The organism is Escherichia sp. Lx600-2 (assembly GCF_036662595.1).
In the GTDB taxonomy this organism is placed as follows: domain Bacteria; phylum Pseudomonadota; class Gammaproteobacteria; order Enterobacterales; family Enterobacteriaceae; genus Escherichia; species Escherichia coli.
On sequence record NZ_JAYQWM010000162.1, the window covers coordinates 1 to 4,079 of the forward strand.

At 49.2% G+C, this 4,079-nt stretch carries 3 protein-coding genes and 2 pseudogenes; 3 read left to right on the forward strand and 2 right to left on the reverse strand.

Annotation, left to right across the window (positions count from 1 at the left end; genetic code table 11):
- Positions 1–241: 241 nt before the first annotated feature.
- Positions 242–460, reverse strand: coding sequence for a GmrSD restriction endonuclease domain-containing protein (locus tag OQV04_RS25330; protein WP_410480035.1), 219 nt, complete (start codon positions 458–460; stop codon positions 242–244).
- Positions 461–506: 46 nt separating this feature from the next.
- On the opposite strand from OQV04_RS25330, the pseudogene OQV04_RS23715 reads away from it, so the two are divergent.
- Positions 507–764: pseudogene (locus OQV04_RS23715) on the forward strand (transposase); the annotation flags it as partial.
- A gap of 67 nt (positions 765–831) precedes the next feature.
- On the forward strand, positions 832–1,998 hold the full coding sequence (locus OQV04_RS23720; RefSeq protein WP_094323103.1) for an IS30-like element IS30 family transposase: 1,167 nt from the start codon (positions 832–834) through the stop codon (positions 1,996–1,998).
- Between the two features lie 9 nt (positions 1,999–2,007).
- On the opposite strand, the gene OQV04_RS23725 is transcribed toward OQV04_RS23720, so the two are convergent.
- Positions 2,008–3,128 (reverse strand): IS3 family transposase gene (locus OQV04_RS23725; RefSeq protein ID WP_094314952.1). Its coding sequence is split into 2 segments (ribosomal slippage): positions 2,008–2,870 and positions 2,870–3,128, totalling 1,122 coding nucleotides; the frame shifts between segments, so codons are not numbered across the junction.
- Between the two features lie 92 nt (positions 3,129–3,220).
- Between OQV04_RS23725 and OQV04_RS23730 the strand changes: the two are divergent.
- Positions 3,221–4,015, forward strand: a pseudogene (locus OQV04_RS23730) (IS3 family transposase); the annotation flags it as partial.
- Positions 4,016–4,079 lie beyond the last annotated feature (64 nt).

The window sequence follows — 4,079 nt, forward strand, 5'->3', positions numbered from 1 at the left end:
CTTCTTCATAACTTTGCGACATATATGAACCGCCTGTTGCCACTATCCAGCCTCAATAGATTCTGGATAATGGCTGGTTACCCTTTACCGAAATGACCACTCAGTGATCGCAAAGTCTACGATTTTGTTATGCCGTTTATCTATTGCTTCACAATCCCACACTGGGTTCTCGCTATCTTTAACGAAAGAAGCAATCTCAGCCTGTTGGTTAAGAATGGGGGTCTTTCTGTAAGACATTAACTTATCGGCAAATGGTTTGTTTCCGATGGACGCATTGTGCGACCCCTGATATGAGCATCAGGTTGCCAAGACAATTGAGGTATTCAGAGCTAAAGTCCTCGGAATATTCACCCTGCTCATTGAGTTCATATCCTGTTTCGAGAGGACTTCCATCAGTAGGCGTGCGCGGTGCTATATGTTCAATTTGTTGGTTGTGTAGTGGTTTAATAAATTTGGCCACCTGAACAGAGGTGATATGCTCACCTCAGAACAACACAGGTGCCTTAATGAAAAAACGAAATTTCAGTGCAGAATTCAGACGTGAATCAGCCCAGCTGGTTGTGGATCAGAACTATACAGTTGCAGATGCCGCGAAAGCCATGAATGTCGGGCTTTCCACCTTGACGCGGTGGGTAAAGCAATTACGGGACGAACGGGCAGGCAAAACACCGAAAGCATCCCCTATCACGCCGGAACAAATTGAGATACGTAAGCTGAAGAAAAAAATTCAACGTATTGAAATGGAAAACGAAATATTAAAAAAGGCTACTGTAGATTCAATTGGTCAACGCAACAGTTATGTGAAAACATGGAGTTGCGGAGGTTTTTTGAATGAGACGAACATTTACAGCAGAGGAAAAAGCCTCTGTTTTTGAACTATGGAAGAACGGAACAGGCTTCAGTGAAATAGCGAATATCCTGGGTTCAAAACCCGGAACGATCTTCACTATGTTAAGGGATACTGGCGGCATAAAACCCCATGAGCGTAAGCGGGCTGTAGCTCACCTGACACTGTCTGAGCGCGAGGAGATACGAGCTGGTTTGTCAGCCAAAATGAGCATTCGTGCGATAGCTACTGCGCTGAATCGTAGTCCTTCGACGATCTCACGTGAAGTTCAGCGTAATCGGGGCAGACGCTATTACAAAGCTGTTGATGCTAATAACCGAGCCAACAGAATGGCGAAAAGGCCAAAACCGTGCTTACTGGATCAAAATTCACCATTGCGAAAGCTTGTTCTGGAAAAGCTGGAGATGAAATGGTCTCCAGAGCAAATATCAGGATGGTTAAGGCGAACAAAACCACGTCAAAAAACGCTGCGAATATCACCTGAGACAATTTATAAAACGCTGTACTTTCGTAGCCGTGAAGCGCTACACCACCTGAATATACAGCATCTGCGACGGTCGCATAGCCTTCGCCATGGCAGGCGTCATACCCGCAAAGGCGAAAGAGGTACGATTAACATAGTGAACGGAACACCAATTCACGAACGTTCCCGAAATATCGATAACAGACGCTCTCTGGGGCATTGGGAGGGCGATTTAGTCTCAGGTACAAAAAACTCTCATATAGCCACACTTGTAGACCGAAAATCACGTTATACGATCATCCTTAGACTCAGGGGCAAAGATTCTGTCTCAGTAAATCAGGCTCTTACCGATAAATTCCTGAGTTTACCGTCAGAACTCAGAAAATCACTGACATGGGACAGAGGAATGGAACTGGCCAGACATCTAGAATTTACTGTCAGCACCGGCGTTAAAGTTTACTTCTGCGATCCTCAGAGTCCTTGGCAGCGGGGAACAAATGAGAACACAAATGGGCTAATTCGGCAGTACTTTCCTAAAAAGACATGTCTTGCCCAATATACTCAACATGAACTAGATCTGGTTGCTGCTCAGCTAAACAACAGACCGAGAAAGACACTGAAGTTCAAAACACCGAAAGAGATAATTGAAAGGGGTGTTGCATTGACAGTGACCTGCCCCCAGAGTTAGATACAACCGTCAGTTAGTAAGGTCGGTTTGTTTACCTTCACATTTTCCATTTCGCCACCGTGCTGCAAACTCTGATGGCGTCTGATAATTCAGTGCTGAATGTGGACGACACTCGTTATAATCCTGCCGCCAGTCATTAATGATTTTCCTTGCGTGAACGATATCGCTGAACCAGTGCTCATTCAGGCATTCATCGCGAAATCGTCCGTTAAAGCTCTCAATAAATCCGTTCTGCGTTGGCTTGCCCGGCTGGATTAAGCGCAACTCAACACCATGCTCAAAGGCCCATTGATCCAGTGCACGGCAAGTGAACTCCGGCCCCTGGTCAGTTCTTATCGTCGCCGGATAGCCTCGAAACAGTGCAATGCTGTCCAGAATACGCGTGACCTGAACGCCTGAAATCCCAAAGGCAACAGTGACCGTCAGGCATTCCTTTGTGAAATCATCGACGCAGGTAAGACACTTGATCCTGCGACCGGTGGAAAGTGCGTCCATGACGAAATCCATCGACCAGGTCAGATTGGGCGCCGCCGGACGGAGCAGCGGCAGACGTTCTGTTGCCAGCCCTTTACGACGTCTTCTGCGTTTTACGCCCAGGCCACTGAGGTGATAAAGCCGGTACACGCGCTTATGATTAACATGAAGCCCTTCACGGCGCAGCAACTGCCAAATACGACGGTAGCCAAAACGCCTGCGCTCCAGTACCAGCTCAGTGATGCGCCCTGATAAATGCGCATCAGCAGCCGGACGGTGAGCCTCATAGCGGCAGGTCGACAGGGATAAACCTGTAAGCCTGCAGGCACGACGTTGCGACAGACCGGTCGCATCACACATCAGCATCACGGCTTCCCGCTTCTGGTCTGTCGTCAGTACTTTCGCCCAAGAGCCACCTGAAGCGCCTCTTTATCCAGCATGGCTTCGGCAAGCAGCTTCTTGAGTCTGGCGTTCTCTTCCTCAAGCGACTTCAGGCGCTTAACTTCAGGCACCTCCATACCGCCATACTTCTTACGCCAGGTGTAAAACGTGGCATCGGAAATGGCATGCTTGCGGCAGAGTTCACGGGCGGGTACCCCAGCTTCGGCTTCGCGGAGAATACTGATGATCTGTTCGTCGGAAAAACGCTTCTTCATGGGGATGTCCTCATGTGGCTTATGAAGACATTACTAACATCGGGGTGTACTAATCAACGGGGAGCAGGTCAACAGATTGAATCTACAGTGGCGTACTTCGCAAAGCTGTCCGACTGAGGTACGCCTTTATCCGTGACAACACCTGTTGCTGGCCTGTTCGCCTGCTCTGTCGGGTGCTGGATGTTCATCCCAGTGGTTTTTACGCCTGGCTTCAGCAGCCGCATTCTCAACGCCATCAGGCAGACCTGAGACTGACAGGACAGATTAAACAGTTCTGGCTGGAATCGGGATGCGTCTATGGTTATCGCAAAATCCATTTAGATCTGCGGGACAGCGGGCAACAGTGCGGAGTGAACAGAGTCTGGCGACTGATGAAACGTATCGGGATAAAGGCTCAGGTCGGATACCGGAGCCCGCGGGCTCGTAAAGGCAAGGCCAGTATCGTGTCGCCCAACAGGCTTCAGCGACAGTTCAATCCGGATGCTCCGGATGAGCGTTGGGTAACGGACATAACCTACATAAGGACCCACGAAGGCTGGCTGTATCTTGCCGTGGTTGTTGATCTGTTCTCACGCAAAATTATCGGCTGGTCCATGCAATCCCGGATGACAAAAGACATTGTCCTGAACGCACAGCTGATGGCTGTATGGCGGCGTAATCCCCAAAAACAGGTGCTGGTTCATTCGGATCAGGGCAGTCAGTACACAAGCCATGAATGGCAGTCGTTCCTGAAATCACACGGCCTGGAGGGCAGCATGAGCCGTCGCGGTAACTGCCATGATAATGCGGTTGCAGAAAGCTTTTTCCAGTTGTTGAAACGCGAACGGATAAAGAAAAAGATCTACGGAATGCGGGAAGAAGCCCGCAGCGATATTTTTCAGGCAATACGCACGCTTTCAGGCATACCTGCTTTCGTCATTTTGTTCAGCGCTCGTACCAGGGCCATAGCCT

Bases quoted from the DNA above. Each gene is read 5' to 3' on its own strand.
- OQV04_RS23720 (WP_094323103.1), top strand. From the start codon at position 832: ATGAGACGAACATTTACAGCAGAGGAAAAAGCCTCTGTTTTTGAACTA.